Annotated in this window: 16 protein-coding genes and 1 pseudogene; 9 read left to right on the top strand and 8 right to left on the bottom strand. The window is 66.5% G+C overall.

Going from position 1 to position 17,030, the window contains the following annotated elements; translation table 11 throughout:
* Positions 1-85 precede the first annotated feature (85 nt).
* The 3 genes from NG697_RS02155 to NG697_RS02145 are packed head-to-tail and all read left to right on the top strand — an operon-like array spanning position 86 to position 2,153.
* Complete coding sequence (locus NG697_RS02155; RefSeq protein WP_252601498.1) at positions 86-748, top strand: DUF1684 domain-containing protein; 663 nt, start codon at positions 86-88, stop codon at positions 746-748.
* 47 nt (positions 749-795) lie between these two features.
* Entirely contained in the window at positions 796-1,644 is an 849-nt protein-coding gene (locus NG697_RS02150; RefSeq protein WP_252613478.1) for a fumarylacetoacetate hydrolase family protein, read from the top strand.
* Positions 1,645-1,661: 17 nt separating this feature from the next.
* Complete coding sequence (locus tag NG697_RS02145; protein WP_252613476.1) at positions 1,662-2,153, top strand: GtrA family protein; 492 nt, start codon at positions 1,662-1,664, stop codon at positions 2,151-2,153.
* Between the two features lie 98 nt (positions 2,154-2,251).
* Here the strand turns inward: NG697_RS02145 and NG697_RS02140 are convergent, their stop codons facing one another.
* From NG697_RS02140 to NG697_RS02115, 6 genes are all read right to left on the bottom strand, one after another.
* The gene (locus tag NG697_RS02140) at positions 2,252-3,409 is read right to left on the bottom strand and encodes a cysteine desulfurase family protein (RefSeq protein WP_252613474.1); all 1,158 of its coding nucleotides are present in this window, start codon (positions 3,407-3,409) and stop codon (positions 2,252-2,254) included.
* Positions 3,410-3,416: 7 nt separating this feature from the next.
* Complete coding sequence (gene nadC, locus NG697_RS02135) at positions 3,417-4,289, bottom strand: carboxylating nicotinate-nucleotide diphosphorylase (RefSeq protein ID WP_252613472.1); 873 nt, start codon at positions 4,287-4,289, stop codon at positions 3,417-3,419.
* Complete coding sequence (locus tag NG697_RS02130) at positions 4,282-6,138, bottom strand: L-aspartate oxidase (RefSeq protein WP_252613470.1); 1,857 nt, start codon at positions 6,136-6,138, stop codon at positions 4,282-4,284. The genes nadC and NG697_RS02130 overlap by 8 nt, the downstream gene beginning before the upstream one ends.
* 53 nt (positions 6,139-6,191) lie before the next feature.
* A complete protein-coding gene (gene nadA / locus NG697_RS02125) occupies positions 6,192-7,514 on the bottom strand; it encodes a quinolinate synthase NadA (RefSeq protein ID WP_252613468.1) in 1,323 nt (440 codons plus the stop codon).
* Complete coding sequence (locus tag NG697_RS02120; RefSeq protein ID WP_252610026.1) at positions 7,511-8,221, bottom strand: NUDIX hydrolase; 711 nt, start codon at positions 8,219-8,221, stop codon at positions 7,511-7,513. Before NG697_RS02120 ends, nadA begins: the two co-directional genes overlap by 4 nt.
* Positions 8,222-8,377: 156 nt before the next feature.
* A complete protein-coding gene (locus NG697_RS02115; protein ID WP_509908552.1) occupies positions 8,378-8,647 on the bottom strand; it encodes an Lrp/AsnC ligand binding domain-containing protein in 270 nt (89 codons plus the stop codon).
* Positions 8,648-8,713: 66 nt separating this feature from the next.
* Between NG697_RS02115 and NG697_RS02110 the strand changes: the two genes are divergently transcribed.
* The 5 genes and pseudogenes from NG697_RS02110 to NG697_RS02090 all read left to right on the top strand — a co-directional run bounded on the left by NG697_RS02110 (position 8,714) and on the right by NG697_RS02090 (position 13,099).
* On the top strand, positions 8,714-10,093 hold the full coding sequence (locus tag NG697_RS02110) for an amino acid permease (RefSeq protein ID WP_252613467.1): 1,380 nt from the start codon (positions 8,714-8,716) through the stop codon (positions 10,091-10,093).
* Between the two features lie 140 nt (positions 10,094-10,233).
* Positions 10,234-10,562, top strand: a pseudogene (locus tag NG697_RS02105) (biotin/lipoyl-containing protein).
* 4 nt (positions 10,563-10,566) lie between these two features.
* Positions 10,567-11,394, top strand: a complete 828-nt coding sequence (locus tag NG697_RS02100) for an alpha/beta fold hydrolase (RefSeq protein WP_056349303.1) — start codon at positions 10,567-10,569, stop codon at positions 11,392-11,394.
* An 84-nt stretch (positions 11,395-11,478) separates the two neighbouring features.
* The gene (locus NG697_RS02095; protein WP_252613464.1) at positions 11,479-12,360 is read left to right on the top strand and encodes a serine hydrolase; all 882 of its coding nucleotides are present in this window, start codon (positions 11,479-11,481) and stop codon (positions 12,358-12,360) included.
* 91 nt (positions 12,361-12,451) lie between these two features.
* Complete coding sequence (locus tag NG697_RS02090) at positions 12,452-13,099, top strand: phosphoribosyltransferase (RefSeq protein WP_104061201.1); 648 nt, start codon at positions 12,452-12,454, stop codon at positions 13,097-13,099.
* Positions 13,100-13,186: 87 nt separating this feature from the next.
* On the opposite strand, the gene NG697_RS02085 is transcribed toward NG697_RS02090, so the two are convergent.
* A complete protein-coding gene (locus tag NG697_RS02085; protein ID WP_248760052.1) occupies positions 13,187-14,521 on the bottom strand; it encodes an MFS transporter in 1,335 nt (444 codons plus the stop codon).
* Positions 14,522-14,823: 302 nt separating this feature from the next.
* Between NG697_RS02085 and NG697_RS02080 the strand changes: the two genes are divergently transcribed.
* Complete coding sequence (locus tag NG697_RS02080) at positions 14,824-15,549, top strand: IclR family transcriptional regulator (RefSeq protein ID WP_252600058.1); 726 nt, start codon at positions 14,824-14,826, stop codon at positions 15,547-15,549.
* Between the two features lie 43 nt (positions 15,550-15,592).
* Here the strand turns inward: NG697_RS02080 and NG697_RS02075 are convergent, their stop codons facing one another.
* Complete coding sequence (locus tag NG697_RS02075; RefSeq protein ID WP_252600059.1) at positions 15,593-16,912, bottom strand: MFS transporter; 1,320 nt, start codon at positions 16,910-16,912, stop codon at positions 15,593-15,595.
* Between the last annotated feature and the right edge of the window lie 118 nt (positions 16,913-17,030).

The following is a 17,030-nucleotide window of genomic DNA, read 5'->3' as shown; positions in this document are numbered from 1 at the left end:
CTATCGGCGGGCGACGGTGGACAAGGGCCGGAGCCTCGTGTCGCCGTCGGACATTCCCCGCGCGCAAGGGACTAGGCTGGTGCCTATGGCGGATGAGCAGTACGGCGCGGACCTTGAGAGCCTGGCGGACATCTCCGCCATCGACATTGCGGACTGGCGGCTGCGGACATTTGCCCTGTACGACACGGTACGGAAGGTTGCCGCTGAAGATCCGGCGGAGGCCCATTCCCTTTGGCGGCATGAACGCGACCGGATGTTCGCAACGCATCCGGCCTCGGCCCTCAGCGCTAGGGAAAAATCGCAGTTCTCCGGCCTGAAGACGGCCGATTACGATCCCATCTACCGCTTCTATGTGCCGCTGACCCTTGAGGGAGCCGGCCGGGAAATGACCGTGGAAACCGCCACTGACGGCGTGGTCCGGTTTGTCCGGCTGGGCACGTTCGATCTTCCCGAGCTGGGCCAGCTCGGCGTGTGGAAGTTGCACGGCTACGGCGGCGGAATCTTCGTTCCGTTCCGGGACGCCACGGCCGGCCAGCCCGGTGGAAGCTACGGCGCCGGCCGGTACCTCCTGGACACCATCAAGGGCGCGTTCCACGGGGTCCATGGCTCGGGGGCGGGCGCGGAGTTTGTCCTGGACTTCAACTTTGCCTACAACCCGTCCTGCGCGTACAACGAGGCTTGGGCCTGCCCGCTACCCGGCCCGTCCAACCGCCTGGCTGTGGAGATCCCGGTGGGCGAGCTGTACTGAGCCTGCCGCAGCCGGCCACCGGCCGCCGGAGGACGTAGGATGTCATCATGACTGCCAGCGCCCCCCGCCGCCTTGCCCGTGTCCGCCCCCTGTCCCCGGCTGTTGCCGACGAACATTTCTTCGTGGCCAATGACGCCCCCGACTTCGGCTCCGACGCAGGCCGGTCCTGGACAGTTGTTGATTCCCCCTTCGAGGCGTCCCGCGCGAACGCCAACCACCCGGCCCGGCCCGGCTGGGAAGCCGGGACTGCAGTAGACCAGGACTCGTTCACCTTCCTGGCGCCATCCGTCCCCGCCAACGTCTTCGGCATGGCGCACAACACCGGCCAGGCCGGCCGGGACCTCCCCCCGCAGGCCTTCCACAAGGCGGCATCGAGCGTGATCGGCCCGGGCGAGGCCATCGAGCTGAGCTCCACGGTGGGTTACGTTGACCCGGAAGCCGAACTGACCGTCGTCGTCGGCCGTTCTGTCCGCGGCCTTACGCTGGAGACGGCCCGCAGCGCCATCCTGGGCTTCACCATCGGCAACGATGTCTCGGCCCGCGATCTGCAGAAGTCGGACGAGCTGTGGATCAGCGCCAAGAGCCAGGACACCTTCACTCCCGTGGGCCCATGGATTGTGACGGACCTCGACGACTCGGACCTGTCCATCAGCATCGTCCACAACGGCACCGAACTGAAGGCCGCCAGCAGCACCGATCTCGGCTGGAAGGTGGACGAAATCCTCGTCTACCTCAGCTCCTTTATGACCCTGCACGCCGGCGATCTGGTCCTGACGGGCTTCCCGGCAGAGTGTGCCCGCATCCACCCCGAAGACACAGTGGTGTGCCGCGTGGAGGGCATTGGCGAGCTCAGCAACCCGGTCAAGGCGGCGTCCTGGGAGGAACCACCGGCCTGATATGTCAGGCTTGACCCATGGAGACCCCTGCTGCGCCCGCCGCCCAGCTGACGCAGCAGCCCACGCGCGGTGCGCCAGCCACCAAGCATTACCGCGGAATCTTCAGGTTTCCGCTGGTGCGGCAGCTCCTCCGCTTCACGGGCGTCGGCATTATCTGCACCGCCACCTCCCTGGCGCTCTATGCGTTGCTGCGCCCCTGGCTGGGACCGCAACTGGCCAACGCGGCCTCCCTGGTGCTGACGTCTTTGATGAACACGGCACTGAACCGCAGGCTGACGTTCAAGATCTCCGGGCAGCGCCGGATGGCCCGCGACCACCTCAACGGCGTGATCGTCATCGTCGTGGCGCTGGTCATCACCGGCGGCAGCCTGGGCGTGCTGCACTGGCTGCACCCGGACGCCACCGTGTCCGATGAGCTGTGGACCACCACCCTGTCGGGCTTCGTGGCCACCGCCGTGCGGTTCACGATGCTGCGGCACTGGATCTTCCGCCGCGCCCGCCACATCTGAACCGCTCCCCTACGCTCTCCCAAGTAGGTAGCGCTATCTGTCGTTTTGAGCCTCCAAAACGACAGATAGCGCTACATAGTTGGGCAGGTTGGGGGTCGCTAGCTGCGGCCGAGGGTCCGGACACTCCCGACGGCGGTGCCCACGGCTGCCGCCGCTTGCTCCAGTTCCTCGGATGTCACCGTTGAGGTGAAGCTGAACCGCACAGCTGTCTGCGCGACCTCGGCGTCATAGCCCAGCGCGGTCAGCACCGGCGACGGCGCGTCCGAGCCGGCGGCGCACGCCGAACCGCTCGAGCACACCACGCCCTGCCGCTCCAGCTCCAAGAGCACGGATTCGCCGCTGGTGCCGGGGAAGCAGAACGACGCTACTGACGGCAGCCGTTCCGTCCGGTGCCCGGTGAGCAGGGCTCCCGGGACTGTGTCCAGGATGGTGGCGATGAAGTGTTCGCGGAGGCCTGCCACTCGGGCGGCCAGTTCCGGCCGTTCGGCGTGGGCGAGCGTCAGGGCGGTGGCCAGCGCCACTGCTCCTGCCACGTTTTCGGTCCCCGACCGCCGGCCGCGTTCCTGCCCGCCGCCGTGCACCAGGGGCTCGACGCGGGTCCGGCCGCGGAGGTACAGCACGCCGCAGCCCTTGGGTGCGCCGAGCTTGTGGCCGGAAATGCTCAGGGCATCCACGCCCAGCGCCTTGACATCCAGGGGCAGCCAGCCGGCGGCCTGGACGGCGTCGGTATGGAACGGGATGCCCATCGCGGTGGCCACTGCAGCCAGTTCCGCAACCGGCTGGATGGTGCCTACTTCGTTGTTCGCGTACATAATGCTGACGACGGCGGTCTCCGCCCGGAGCACGGCGGCGAGCGCCGCGGGCGCCACCCGGCCGGCGCTGTCCACGGGAACCACATCAACGGCGAAGCCGTGGAACCGCTCCAGGTACCGGGCGGACTCTTCCACGGCGGGATGTTCGACGGCGCTGATCACCACGCGGTTCACCGACGGATCCGCAGCCTGCCGGGCCAGGGCGATGCCCTTCACGGCCAGGTTGTCCGCCTCCGTACCGCCCGAGGTGAAGGTGACCTCACCCGGCCGGCAGCCGAGCACCTTGGCCACGGCGGCGCGGGCGCCTGCGAGCGCCGACGCAGCGGCCTCGCCCAGGGTGTGGTGGCTGGAGGGGTTGCCGAACTCGCCGCTTAGGTAGGGCCACATGGCCTCGAGGACTTCGCGGCGGACGGGCGTGGTGGCGGCGGCGTCGAGGAAGATCATGGCCGAATCAGCCGGCCCTCAGTTCGACGTCAAGGCCCAGGTCCAGGGCAGCCACGCTGTGGGTGAGGCCACCGATGGAGATGACGTCCACGCCCGCGGCCGCGATGTCCGCCACGGTGGACAGGTTGACGTTGCCACTGGCTTCCACGATGGCGCGCCCTGCCACCTGCTTGACGCCTGCACGGAGCTCCTCGAGGGTGAAGTTGTCCAGCATGATGGTGTCCACGCCGGCGGCGAGGACAGGCTCGATCTGCTCGGCGCTGTCCACTTCCACCTCGAAGTGCGTGGTGTGCCCCAGCTGGGCCTTGGCCGCGACAAGCAGGGCGGTGAGCTTGGCGGGGTCCCCGCCGGTCATGACGGCCAGGTGGTTGTCCTTGGCCAGCACGGCGTCGGAGAGGCTGTAGCGGTGGTTGGCTCCCCCGCCGCAGCGCACCGCGTAGCGCTCCAGCACCCGCAGGCCGGGGGTGGTCTTGCGGGTATCGGTGATGCGCGCTTTGGTACCTTCGACAAGCTCTACGAATTCCGCGGTCTTGGTGGCGATGGCGCTCATGCGCTGGACCAGGTTCAGCGCGACCCGTTCGGCGAGCAGCACGGAGCGGGCGCTGCCCCTCACCCGCGCGAGATGGGTGCCGGCGTCGAACGCTTCACCGTCTGCAAGCAGTAACTTCACGTCAGTCTCCGGATCAATGTGCTTCATGGCGTCGCGGAACACCGTTCCACCGCTGAAGATGCCGGGCACGCGGGCGTTGAGCACTGCCGTGGCGCGGGCGTCAGCCGGGATCAGCAGCTGGGAGGTGATGTCGCCGCTGGGCGCGTCCTCGGCAAAGGCCCGCTCCAGGATGTCCCGGACGGGTGCTGCGGGGAGGGTCAGGCTAGTCATGGACGAGGCTCGCTTTCCGGCTCATGGTGTAACGCTTATCAAAATGTTCGACGGCGGCCACGCTGTCGCTGCGGTAATGCGCCCCCAAGGATTCCCGCCGCTCCCGCGCGGCATGCACCAACAGCTGCGCAGCCAACAAAAGATTGGCATCCTCATGCTCCCGAGGATCGAGGGAATCAGGCACGTTGACCGGATTGTCAGCAGAGGCCCACGCCCCAAGCAAGCCAGAAGCCTCCCGCAACAACCCGCCACTACGCAAAACCCCAGCGTCGGCAGTCATCAACCGCCGAAGAGCCACCCGGGAAAACGGCTCGGGCTCCGCAAACGACGTCTCGACAGGCCCAGGCGACGGAACGGTCTCAAACTCCCAGGCTGGCACCTTGAGGGCCGGCTCGTCAGTAGCCGCACCCAACGGGAGCGCCGAATCGTCGTCCGAGGGTGCTCCGGAAGCGTGCGTCAAGGGGAGGCCGCCAGCGGCCGAGGGCCCACGCGATCCGGGTTCCCTGGCCGAGCTTGCGAGGTTAGGGAGATCGTGGGGAGCACGCGGAGGAGCAGCGTCGGGCGACACCCAACCCGCGCCGTCGCTCAAGAATGCGGAGACTGCCCGCCGCCCAAAGACAAGTCCTTCAAGGAGAGAGTTGCTGGCAAGCCGATTAGCCCCTTGAACGCCGGTGCAAGCAACCTCACCGGCGGCAAGCAACCCAGGCACCGAGGTCCGCCCGTAGAGGTCGGTAAGGACCCCACCCATCCAGTAGTGCGCGGCTGGGGCCACGGGGACGAGTTCGCGGGTCCAGTCGACGCCGGCTTCGCGGGTGCGTTGGGTGATGGTGGGGAACCGCTTGGCCAGGTAGCCCTCGCCCCTCCGGGCTTCGACCACCATGGCGTCAAGGAAAACGTGCCCGTTTGGATCCCCAAGGGTCGCGAGGTGCAGGGCGATGCTGCGGGCGACGACGTCGCGCGGGGCGAGCTCCGCGTCGACGTGATAGGCGGGCATAAAACGTTCGCCGTTAGCGTCCAGCAGGATGGCGCCTTCGCCGCGGACGGCTTCGGAAATCAGGAGCGGTTCGGTGCCGTTGCCGGCTGCCTCAAGGGCATCGGCTGGCAGCACCATGCAGGTGGGGTGGAACTGGAAGAACTCCAGGTCCGCCACGGCGGCTCCGGCCCGCCAGGCGAGCGCCAGCCCGTCGGCAGTTGCCACGGCAGGGTTGGTGGTCTGGGCGAACAGCTGGCCCGCTCCCCCGGTGGCCAGGAGCACGGCATCGCCGTGGACGCCGAGTTCCCGCCCGTCGTGGAGGAAATTCACACCCGCCACGCGGCCATCGCTCTGCGACAAGGACGTGACCTGGGCGTGCCCGATGACCTGGATCCGGCCAGCGGCCTGAGCATCCAGGACGGTCCTGATAAGTGCTCTGGCCACGCCGGCACCGGTGGCATCGCCGCCGGCGTGCAGGATCCGCGGCGCGGAATGGGCGGCTTCGAGCCCGAGCGAGGGGTCGCCGTCGTCGTCCATGTCGAAACGCACGCCGAAGCGTTCCAAGCCGGCGATATCCAGGCGGGCCTCCGTGCAGAGCACGCGGACAGCCTCCTCGTCGCAGTGCCCGGCCCCGGCCTTCAGAGTGTCTGCGAGGTGCGCGGCCACAGTGTCCCCGGGCGCGGGTTCGTCGAGGACGGCGGAGATGCCGCCTTGGGCGTAGTACGTATTGCTGTCCGCGAGCGCGCCCTTGGTCAGCAGCACCACTTCGGCGCCGGCATCGGCGGCCAGCAACGCGGAGTAGAGTCCCGCAATGCCGCTCCCGACGACGATCAGCCGCCGGGGTGCCGGACCACCGGCTGGGCTCTCTGCGCTCATGTGGGGCTCGTTTCGGTTTCCGGGGTTACAGGAGGTGGACTAGAGCGGACACGCTACACAGGACGCGAGGCGAGCATACGCTCAAGCGCGGTCTTGGCGTTGTCCTGGACGGAGTCGTCCACGCTGATGCGGTTGACGATGCGGCCTTCGACGAACTCCTCCAGGACCCAGGCGAGGTAGCCGGGGTGGATGCGGTACATCGTGGAGCAGGGGCAGATCACCGGGTCCAGGCAGAAGATGGTGTGCTGCGGGTATTCTGCGGCAAGCCGGTTCACCATGTTGACCTCCGTGCCGATCGCGAAAGTGGTCGGTTCGGTGGCCGCTGCAATGGCCTTCTTGATGAAATCGGTGGAGCCGGCTGAATCGGCGGCGTCCACCACCTCCATGGGGCACTCGGGGTGCACAATCACGTTGACGCCGGGGAACTCGGAGCGGGCCTTTTCGATCTGACCGACGTTGAAGCGCTTGTGGACCGAGCAGAAGCCGTGCCAGAGGATCACGCGGGAATCGAGCAGGGCCTGTTCGTCGTTGCCGCCCAGTTCCTTGCGCGGGTTCCACATGGGCATCTGTTCCAGCGGCACACCCATGGCTTTGGCGGTGTTGCGGCCCAGGTGCTGGTCAGGGAAGAAGAGGACCCGCTGGCCGCGTTCGAAGGCCCATTCCAGGACCACTTTGGCGTTGGAGGAGGTGCAGACGATGCCGCCGTTCCGGCCGCAGAAAGCCTTCAGGGCGGCGGAGGAATTCATGTAGGTGACTGGAATGACCGGAACCCGCCCCTCGGCGTCGGCCTCGGTACCGAGAATCTCTTCGAGCTGTTCCCAGCACTCCTCCACGGAGTCGGTGTCCGCCATGTCCGCCATGGAGCAGCCGGCAGCGAGGTTGGGCAGGATGACGGCCTGTTCCGGGGTGGAGAGGATGTCCGCGGTCTCGGCCATGAAGTGCACGCCGCAGAAGATGATGGCCTCAGCGTCGGGCCGGGTGAGGGCGGCGTTGGCCAGCTGGAAGGAGTCGCCCACAAAGTCGGCGTACTGGATGACTTCGTCGCGCTGGTAGAAGTGGCCCAGGATCACTGCCCGGTCCCCGATCTTTTTCTTGGCCACGCGGATACGCACATCGAGCTCGGCATCGCTGGCGAGCTTGTATTCCTCCGGAAGCTGGCCCTGGCGCGGCGTGGCGGCCGGGGCAACGTCCGCGCTGGAGGCGCCGGGTCCGTAGGCAGGGGCACCCGCGAGGGCTTCGGCAAGGTCGTATTCCCACGGGCCCTTGGCGAGCGCCGGGCTGCAGGTGGATGCTGTTTTGCCTGCTGCCGCGCTTCGGGCCGCGCTTTCGGCTTGTTCGCGCGTGATCAGCTGGATGGCTGTGTTGACGCTGCTCATGGTGTGCTCCTGTTATCGGGGTCAAGGCCAGGACGGCCGGTGAAGCGGTAAAGACGTGGCGGGCGGTGCTTGCCGCCCTGGAGGTATTCGCCGGTTTCTTCGATCTCCGGCGTGGATTTGAGCTGGCGGCGGAAGTTGGCCGGGTCCAGCCGGGTGTCCAGGACGGCTTCATAGACCTCCCGGACCTGGGCGAGCGTGAAGTACTCCCCCAGGAAGTGGTAGGCCACGGAACCGTAGGCCAGCTTGTTCCGCAGGCGCCGGAGCGCGTACTCAACAATGGCGTTGTGGTCGAAGGCCAGGTCCCCCACCTTGTCTGCCCGGAACCACTTCACGTTCTCCGATTCGTCGGCCAGGGCGGCCTCGGTGGGCTGGACCAGCGCCCAGTAGACGATCGACACCACACGCTGGGTGGGTGAGCGGTGCAGGCCGCCGAACGCGTAGAGCTGCTCCAGGTAGCTCGGTGTGAGTCCGGTGGTTTCCTGCAGGTTCCGGGACGCGGCATCCTGCAGGGATTCAACGTGCGTCAGCGGTCCGCCGGGAAGGGCCCAAAGGTCCTTGTACGGCTCGCGAATCCTGCGGACCAGGGGAAGCCAAAGGGTAGGCCGGCCCGAGGATTCGCTGGGCCGCAGGGCGAAAATGACGGTGGATATCGCGAGCGAGGGGGCAGCGGTGGCCCGCTCGGAGACGTTCGCTGAGCTGCTGTACACGGTCACTCACCCGCTCCCTGCTTCTGGGCTTCAGTGCCATCACTTAGTTAAAGTCAAATTGACTAGAACTGATTCTACGGCCACATTCCTCTGATTCAAAATGTTTCGCCGCCACGCGTAACCGGGCAACGGCCCCTTGGGCTGGTCCCCGGAGCCCTACTCCGGCTGCCTGGCGGCCGCGGCTTCGAGCAACTTCAGCGTCCTGCCCTGGAAATGGGTGTTAAGGACAATCACGGCCGACGCGCGGAGCACGGTCCTGGTGGCGATCATCGCATCCAGAACACGCTGCAGGTCCGGATTGGACCGCGCGGCGATCCTCGCCATAAGGTCCGAACTGCCCGAAACGGTGTGGACCTCGATCAGTTCCGGGATCGCGGCCAGCGCCTCGGCTACCGCACCGTGGCCCAGGTCCTGGTTGATGGTCAACTTAGGCGGTAAATTCAAGTGGTCCCTGCGGGGGCACCAACCCCAACCCCAAGAAGGTTCACAGGCATGACATCGAAGTCCACGGCAGTGCGGCCGGAATCCCACCTCGGCCACACCATGAAACCCCGGCAGCTCACCATGATGGGGCTGGGCAGCGCCATCGGCGCCGGCCTGTTCCTGGGTTCAGGGGCCGGCATCCAGGCCGCGGGGCCTGCCGTGCTGATCTCGTACCTGGTCGCCGGGACGCTCATCATCCTGGTGATGTGGGCGCTGGGCGAGATGGCCGCTGCGAATCCCACTAGCGGCGCGTTCTCCGTCTACGCCGAGCGGGCCCTGGGAAAAACCGCCGGCGCCACAGTGGGCTGGCTGTGGTGGCTCCAGCTGGTGGTGGTCATCGCCGCGGAAGCCCTGGGCGCGGCGGGCCTGCTGTTTTCCGTCTGGCCGGTTATCCCCGTGTGGGCCCTTGCCCTGATCTTTATGGTTGTGTTTACGGCCATCAACCTGACGGGCGTCAAGAACTTCGGCGAGTTTGAATTCTGGTTCGCCATCCTGAAGGTTGCCGCTATTGTGGCGTTCCTGGCCGTGGGGGTCGCCCTGCTGCTGGGCTTCCTGCCCGAGGTAGCTTCGCCCGGACTCGCTAACATCACCACTGATTTTGCCACCGCCGGGCTTGGCGGAATCGCCACGGCATTGTTCGTGGTGATCTTTGCCTTCGGCGGAACCGACATCGTGGCCGTGGCCGCCGCGGAAACGGAGGACCCGGAGCACAGTGTGGGCAAGGCGATCCGCACGGTGCTGTGGCGCATCCTGGTCTTCTACATCGGGTCGGTCTTTGTCATCGCGGCCGTCCTGCCGGTCTCCTCCGAAGGACTCGCCTCGCCCTTTGCCGGCGTGCTCGACGCGGCCCGGATCCCGGGCGCCGGCACGGCGATCACCCTGGTTGCCGTCGTCGCACTTCTCTCTGCACTGAACGCCAACCTCTACGGCGCGTCCCGCATGGTGTACTCGCTCGCCGAACGCGGCGAGGCTCCCCGGTTCCTGGCCAGGCTCAGCGGCGCCAGCGTGCCCGTGGTGGCGGTGGGCGTGTCCGTGGCGTTCGGCTTCTTCGCCACCGTCCTGGAGCTGCTGTTCCCGGACCGGATCCTGCCGGCCCTGTTCCAGCTGGTCGGATCCACGTGCCTGGTGGTCTGGGGCACGGCCCTCGTCTCGCAGCTGATCCTCCGGCGCCGCACGGACCGGGACGGTGCCGAACTTCCGCTGCGAATGAAGGGATTCCCGGGCCTGACTATCTTCGGACTCGTCCTCCTTGGCCTGATCTTCGCCGTCGGCTTCAGCGCGGAAAGCAGCCGCGGACAGCTGCTGAGCACCTTCGTTCTGGTTGCCTGCCTCGCGGCAGCCTGCTGGCTCAGCGCCCGGCTCACCACCCGCGATCGCCTACCCAAGTAGCAGCAGATGTCGTTATGAGCCGGCAAAGTCAACTGGTGGAAGCAAGTTGGGTGAGGGGCAGAAAGACCGACGGCGGCCCGCACTGTACAAATTGCGAAGCCGCCGGCCGAGCGGGATCCAACGAGTATTGGAGTACCGCCGTGGCTGAAATTTCCTTCCCGCTCCCGGACCTCGGCGAGGGCCTGATCGAGGCGACCGTGCTTGAGTGGCTGGTTTCGCCCGGCGATCAGGTAGAGCGTAACCAGCCGCTGGTGGAGATGGAAACCAGCAAATCCGCTGTTGAACTGCCCAGTCCGCAGGCAGGTAAAGTGGTCCGTATCTTCGGTGGGGCAGGCGACAGGATCAATGTCGGCGAACCCCTGATCGTGTTCGAGGTGCCGGATAACACCGCCGGAATCGTGGGCACGGTCCCAAAGCGAGGCACCGACGCGCCCGGGTCCGCCTGAGCGCCGTACTTGATGAGGACTGACACCATGAGCGGCAGGCACACCGGCGAGATGCATTCCCACACCGTTGAGGGCACGGACCCCCAACTTTTTGTGGAGGTGCACGACCCCCAGAACGACGCCGGACTGCGCCCTGTGCTGCTGCTGCACGGCTTCTCCTCTTCCAGCAAACTCAACTGGCATGACACCGGCTGGGTGGCGGCCCTGCTGGAGGCCGGCCGCCGCGTCATCACCGTGGACCTGCCAGGACACGGCCGCAGCGGAGCCCCCGAGGACATGGACTCCTACTCCCCCAGCCGGATTCGCGCAGATCTGCTGCAGATAGCGTTCGACGCCGGCGTGCGGCCATTGCACGACGGTGACCCCACCAGCGGGGTGGACGTTGTGGGCTATTCCTTGGGCGCCCGGCTCGCCTGGGAATTCGGCGCCACCCAGCCCGAGATCGTCCACCGCCTGGTCCTGGGCGGACCGAACATCGCCGATCCGCTGGCAGCCTTTGACCTCATCGCAGCGCAGAACTACCTCGCCGACGGAACCCCCATCGCGGACGAGTCCACGGCCGGCCTGCTCAAGATGGCCATGCTCCTGCCGAGCAACAACATCTTCGCGCTGCTGTCCCTGGTGGATGCCATCAAGGCCGAGCCCTTCGATCCTGCCGAAGCCGTACCCCACATGCCGATGCTCCTTGTGGCCGGCGACCAGGATGAACGTGCGGCCACCATGCCGCAGCTTGCCGCACTCGGAATCCGGGCAGGGTCCATGGCTGAACAGCTGACGTTGCCTGGCCGCAACCACACCAACGCCATCACCAGCCGGGCTTTCAAACAAGGCGCCATCGCTTTCCTGGGGGTCTGACCAGTGGGGGTCTGATCAGTGCGCGGCTGATCCCTGACAGGGATTTCATAGCTCCCGCATAGGTTCCGCTGCTTGGATCGTCAGATGCACGATTCTTCCCAGCCGCGCGCCCGCCGCACGGTCGCCGCCCTACGCCGCCGTTCCGCCCTGGTGGCTGCCGCCGGTTTCCTCGGCGTCGTCCTGATCGCTGCCGCCTACGTACTGGCCCCTGCCCGGCCCGGGCAGGGTGCGGCATCGCGCGCATCAATTGGCATCGACACCTTTTCAAGCTCCGCCCCGATTGACGCGGGCCTGGACACAGCCATCGATGTCATCATCGGCGCCAACAGCCAGTACCAGGTGGGCGTTGCGCTGATGGCTACCGACGGCGGGGCCGTGCACCAGTACGGCGTGGAGGAACCGTTCGAGGCAGCGAGCACGGCCAAGATCCTGACCGCTGCTGCCTATTACCACCTCGTGGAGGAGGGTTCAGCGTCCCTCGATGATCCGCTGGGCGCGTTCACCTCGGAGTTCCAGATCCAGGCGATGGTCCAGGACAGCAACAACGAATCGTGGAGCCTGCTGATGGACGCAGTGGGCCTTTCCGAACTTTCGGAGTATGCCGACTCCATCGACGTCACGTATGACCCAGAGGTGAATACGCTTTCGACCGCCGAGATGGCCCATATCCTGGCGGAACTGTTCGAGGGCCGGCTCCTGGACCAGGAGCATACGGAGCAGCTCCTGTCCTATATGCAGGACACCAACTACGAAAACCTCATTCCGGCCACAGTTCCGGACGGCGTCACCGTCTTCCACAAATACGGGCTGCTCGATAACGAACTCCACGACGCCGCCGTCCTCTTGATGTCCTCCGGCAGCTACGTGCTGGTGGTTTTCACGAAGGGTGCCGACCTGAGCGACATCCCGGAACGGACTGTCGTGATCAAGGAAATCACCAAGGCTGTTACCGCCGCCCTCTCGTAACTGAGCAGCGGTGGGAGGAAGTATCCCCGGTTCCCGGCGCGGCAGCAGAAGGTAGGCTGGAAGCGTGGCGGAGACGGCCGGAGAGGGAACAATGAGCACGCGTTTTGAAGACCGCACCGATGCCGGTGAACGGCTGGCGGCGGTGCTCACGCAGTTCCGGGAACGCCCCGACACCATCGTCCTGGGGCTGGCCCGCGGCGGCATCCCTGTGGCCGCCGCGGCTGCCAAGGCCCTGTACCTGCCACTCGGCGCCGTTCTGGTCCGGAAACTCGGCATCCCCGGCCACGACGAAACAGCGTTCGGTGCGCTGGCCTGGTCGGGAGGCCGGATAGTGCGCCTGCTCAACCGTCCCTTGATCACCCGCATTCTGGACCACGGCGTCCGCCAGGAGTGGCTGGACGAAGTGGAGAAACGCGAGAGGGCCGAGCTGCTCCGCCGGGCCGCGACTTACCCGGGGATCAGCAACGACCTCACCGGTCAAACGGTTCTACTGCTCGACGACGGCCTGGCCACCGGAGCCACCATGCGCGCTGCCGCCGAGGCAGCCCGTTCCGGTGGTGCGGCACGCGTCGTCGCCGCAGCGCCGGTGGGTTCGGTGGAAGCCTACACGGCCGTGTCGCGGGTGTGCGACGCCGTGCTGTGCCTGCATCTGCCGGGCAAGTTCCGCGCCGTTGGCAGCTTCTACCGGCACTTCGAACAATTGGCTGATGAGGACGCCATCAGCCTGCTGAACCAGTAGGCCCGACGGCAACACCGGGCCCGGAAAGCCAATCGGCGGGTCCAGGCCAGCTGGCCCGAACCCGCCGTTCTGCGATGCGCACAACTTTTAGTGGTGGCTGCTGACGCCCAGCGGGTTGCCCTTCGTCTCCTTGGCAAGCACAACCCCGACAGCCGAAATCACGCACAGGATCATGATGTAGATGCCGATGGATCCGGTCCATTTGGTGCTCTGCAGCAGAGTCTCGGCAATGGTTGCGGCGAAAGCACCACCCAGGATCGCACCGAACGCGTACCCGATGGAGATGCCCGAGTAGCGGACATTGGCCGGGAACATCTCGGCGTACATCGCCGACATGGGGCCGTAGGACAGACCGAGTCCGATGGTCAGGACGAAGAGCGCCACGCCGTAAAGCCAGATGTTCCTGGTGTCGATCAGGGCAAACATCGGGATCATCCAGACGAAGATGATCGCATACCCGATCAGGAACGTCTTGACCCGGCCGATCCGGTCTGAGAGCCAGCCGCCGGCGAGCGTGAAGATCAGCCAGCCGAAGGAGGCGAGGGTGGTGGCGAGCAGGATTTCCGGGACCGGCATCTTCAGCGTCCTGGTGGCGTAGGAGATGAAGAAAGCGATCAACAGGTAGCCAGCGGCATTGTTGGCGATGAAGATCATGGTCGAGTAGAGGACTGGCCTCTTGTGGCTACGAATGAGCTCGCTGAGCGGCGCCCTGCTTTCGGCCTTTCGGGCCGCCATCTCCTGGAAAACGGGGCTCTCGGCCACGGCCCGCCGGATCAGGTATCCCACCACAATCAGCACGATGGACAGCAGGAACGGAACCCGCCAGCCCCACGAAGCAAAGTCTTCCTTGGACATGTTCGAGTTGAGTATGAAGAGCAGGCCGGTGGCCAGGATCATGCCGACCGGGACGCCGATCTGCGGGTACGCGCCGAACACGCCGCGCCGGCTCTTGGGGGCGTGCTCCACTGCCATCAGGGCAGCGCCGCCCCATTCACCGCCGGCGGAGAAGCCCTGGGCAATGCGGAGGATGATCAGCAGGATGGGGGCCCAGACGCCGATCTGCGCGTACGTCGGCAGCATGCCGATCAGAGAGGTGGCTGCGCCCATCATCAGGAGGGTGAAGACCAGCATGGCCTTGCGTCCGAGCCGGTCACCAAGGTGGCCGGCAACCACTGCACCCAGCGGGCGGAACAGGAAGCTGATGCCGATCAGCGCGAAGGACAGGATCTGGGCCAGGCCCGGATTGGATTCGTTCAGCGGAGCCAGGAACAGCGGGGACAGCAGGGTACCCGTCAGTTGGGCGAAGATGAAGAAGTCGTACCACTCGATGGTGGTGCCGACCAGCGTTGCTGCGAGGACCTTGCGTTCCTCGTGCTTGCTGCTCGGGCCCGCCTCGGAATCGACGCGTGAAGTTTCGGTCATTGGAACTCCGTGGCTTGGGGCAGCCTGGTTGGGGATAACGGCTGCCGACGGTGGATTTGGGCCGTCCGATTTACTGATCGAACGGTCAGTTAGTATGACGTTACGCGAAGATGTGATGAAACGCACTCTTTTTCTTGATTCTCCGCACGGATCAGTTCCACAGTTGATGCGAGTCAGTTCCATAGTTGAACTTCCTTTTCGGAATCAGCACAGGGCTTTTCGAAATCCGCACGCAGTCCAAGCGAGGGAAGCACCGTCACGGCACCCGGGCAGCGCCCGTGCAGCCGCCTAGGATGGGACCCATGACGTCCACCGCAGTCCCCGCCGGAGCAGCTCAGGCTTCGCCGTCCCAGACCCTGTCGCGCGGAATCCGTGCGCTGGAAATCCTGGCGGCCGCGGAGACTCCCTTGACCATTGCGGAACTTGCCGACGCCATGGGGGTTCACCGTTCCGTGGCCTACCGGATCCTGCGGACCCTGGAGGACCACTCCTTGCTGGTGCGCGATGACGCGGGCAGAGTCCAGCCGGGGCCCGGGCTGGCTGTCCTGGCGCGTGGGGTTGCCCGCAACCTGCAGACGGCGGCACTGCCGGAACTGACGCAACTCGCGAACTCCCTGACCATGAGTGCCTTTGTGGCCGTCTGGGACCGCGATGACTGTGTCACGCTGGTCACCGTGGACCCGCGGCATACCGGCGCCGCCATCGTCCAGCACCCCGGCTCCCGGCATCCCATCAGCGCCGGTGCCCCTGGAATTGCGATCCAGTCCGCCTATTCAGAAGCTGAGTGGCATGCGGCAGCCCCGGGAATCCCCTACCGGCCCGAGGCGGGAACCGCGCGGCAGCTGGGCTATGCCGCCAGCCACGATGAAGTCATCGCCGGAGTCTCCTCCGTGGCAGTTCCGGTCATGGTCCCTGCCGGACGGCCAGCCGCGCTGGCCGTCGTCTATATCCGGGCAGCCCAGAATCCGGACGAAATCGCCGCTGCGCTGATGGCGGGTGCCGCGCGCATTGAGGCCCAGCTGGGCTGACCATTGCACACGCCGCCTGGCCGTGACCAGCGCCCGGCGTCGATCAGTGGCGTTTGCGGAGAATGACGGCGGCCGCGGCACCAAGCACCAGCAGGCCGCCGGCGGCAATCACAGGCACAATGAAGGCTGCGTGGTAGCCGTGGGCCTGCGCCAGCTGGCCACCAACGGCGGCCCCCAGTGCGGTGCCCGCCACGATCCCGCTTGCCAGAGCTGTCATCACGGTCCCGAGCCTTTCCACCGGCGCCACCAGGCCTCCAATCGCGAAGACCGTGACCATCACGGGGCCCACGGGCAATCCCAGGACCAGAAGCACCGCAATCATGCCGCCCAACGATCCGGGCACCAGAAGCAGCAGCGCGAGCACCGTCATGAGTGCCGCGCTAATCAGCCACCGGGCGGCGGGAGTGAAGCGCTGGGGCCAGTACGCCACGGACAGGGCTGCGGCGGCCGAACTCAGTCCCATGACCGCATACAGCAGTCCGGCGATCTCCGAGGTGGCGAAACTGGCGGAGAAGGAGCTCAAAGCCGTCTGGGCGGACCCGAAGAAAGTGCCCATGGCCACCATCGCCAGGACGGGCAGTGCGACGACGGTGGGAATCCTCGCAGCCTTGCGCGAAGCTGCCGAGCCCCGGTTCAGGGGAACCGCCTTGTGGGTGGAGTGCACGGCAAAGGCGGGCACCAGCGTGATGGTCATGGCTGCGGCCAGGGCCAACGGCAGCCAAGGGGCCACCAGGCTGGCCAGGATACCCACCAGAGCCGGTCCCAGCACGAACGTCAGCTCATCAGCCGTGCCTTCGTACGACAGGGCCGTGTCCAGATCCCTGCCGCCCTTCGCTTCCTTGCCCCGCGAGGTGAGCGCCATCCAGCGCACCCTGGCCAGCGGCCCTACCTGCGGGCAGCTGGCACCGGCAAGGAATGCGGCGGCGATCACGGCACCGGGAAAGAATCCGGCTTCGGGCGCAGCCAAGGCCGTGCCGATCAGCGCCAGCACCGCCAACGTGTTAAGCACGGCCGCCACCAGGAGGACGGGCCGCTGCCCCCTGCGGTCTGCGAGCGCTCCAAAGACCGGGGCGCCCAGGGCTGAGCCGATCCCCACAGCACCGGCAACTGTGCCACCCAGCGCGTACGAGCCGGTCACGGACGTGACGAGGGTCAGGGCACCGACAGTCAGCATGGCCAGGGGAAGCCGGGCGAACAGGCCCAGCGGGATAAAGCTGCGGCCTGCGAGGTGCGGGAGCCTGGCGAACCGCCCGGTGGGCGGAGCCAGCGCAACGGAGGCTGGTGCAGCGGAGGATGGTGCAGCGGAGGCAGGCGCAGTGTCAGGAGCGAGAGGCGCTTCCACGGAAGCAGGCAAGAAGGACATTGTTGAAGAGTTCAAGGTTCCGGGCTCGTTCAGTAATGCGCATCGTCCCTCCTCCCGATGCGCGCGACCCGGTAACTATCCAATTATAGAGGCCGGCTGGGGCCAGTCCACCCCGGCA

The organism is Pseudarthrobacter raffinosi (assembly GCF_023913835.1).
GTDB lineage: Bacteria > Actinomycetota > Actinomycetes > Actinomycetales > Micrococcaceae > Arthrobacter > Arthrobacter raffinosi.
The sequence above is the reverse complement of the archived record's forward strand: the minus strand, read 5'-3'. Positions and strand labels throughout refer to the sequence as shown.